Below are 1,033 nucleotides of genomic sequence, written 5' to 3'. Positions count from 1 at the left end.
GCTGCCGACAATACTGCGTTTCCAAAGCCCGGCGGCCAAAATGGTTCCACTCTACACGCTACGATGTTTCGCAGAGTGTGTTACCTTTTACTCTGTGCGGTTTTCAAGGAGCAGTTCGGTTGTTTATGAACTTCGCCTGGCTACGTTGCCGACTGCGTCGAGGTCCTCGACGTACCTCCAGTACGCCTCCGGCCTCTCCTTGCCGGCGCCTTGCCATGCTCGTTCCTAACCAACCTCAGTTTAGTTTAGTCGGTTTTTTGTCCGCCTACGGCTGTCACTAGTATTGTTACCGGCAGCATAGCTGCCGACAATACTATGTTTCCAAAGCCCGGCGGCCAAAAAACTGCACTAGACCTAATTTAACTGAGAAATCCAGCCCAGGTTCGAACTTCGTACCTCGAACTTCGTAGAGATGGTGGAGACGAGCGGGTTCGAACCGCTGACCTCTTGAATGCCATTCAAGCGCTCTCCCAGCTGAGCTACGCCCCCACTATTCGTTTTTGTTGAGTTTGGTGGAGACGAGCGGAATCGAACCGCTGACCCCCTGCTTGCAAGGCAGGTGCTCTCCCAGCTGAGCTACGCCCCCACACTTTGCTTTTATGGTGGGCCTAAGTGGACTTGAACCACTGACCTCACGCTTATCAGGCGTGCGCTCTGACCAGCTGAGCTATAGGCCCATGTTGTTATCTATACCGAGAAATCCAGCCTCAGGTTCGAACTTCGTACCTCGAATTTCGAACCTCGATTAGCTCGATCCCTCAAAACTAAACAGGATGTTCTTCCACCCAAACTCGTTCGCAAGAATATGAACTTCGTATGGCTGCGTTGCCGACTGCGTCGAGGTCCTCGACGTACCTCCAGTACGCCTCCGGCCTCTCCTTGTCGGCGCCTTGCCATACTCGTTCCTCTTCTTGCTCATTCAGCTCCTTAGAAAGGAGGTGATCCAGCCGCACCTTCCGATACGGCTACCTTGTTACGACTTCACCCCAATCATCTGCCCCACCTTCGACGGCTGCCTCCTTGCGGTTAGCCC

Annotated in this window: 3 tRNA genes and 1 rRNA gene; all 4 read right to left on the bottom strand. The window is 53.8% G+C overall.

Annotated features, from left to right (window positions below):
- Window positions 1-413: 413 nt before the first annotated feature.
- Window positions 414-489 (bottom strand) — tRNA-Ala (locus ULO1_RS14015).
- A 21-nt stretch (window positions 490-510) separates the two neighbouring features.
- Window positions 511-586, bottom strand: a tRNA-Ala gene (locus ULO1_RS14010).
- A 14-nt stretch (window positions 587-600) separates the two neighbouring features.
- Window positions 601-677, bottom strand: a tRNA-Ile gene (locus tag ULO1_RS14005).
- Between the two features lie 254 nt (window positions 678-931).
- A 16S ribosomal RNA gene (locus ULO1_RS14000) occupies window positions 932-1,033 on the bottom strand; the annotation flags it as partial.

This window comes from Carboxydocella sp. ULO1, assembly GCF_002049255.1.
In the GTDB taxonomy this organism is placed as follows: Bacteria; Bacillota.
The sequence above is the reverse complement of the archived record's forward strand: the minus strand, read 5'-3'. Positions and strand labels throughout refer to the sequence as shown.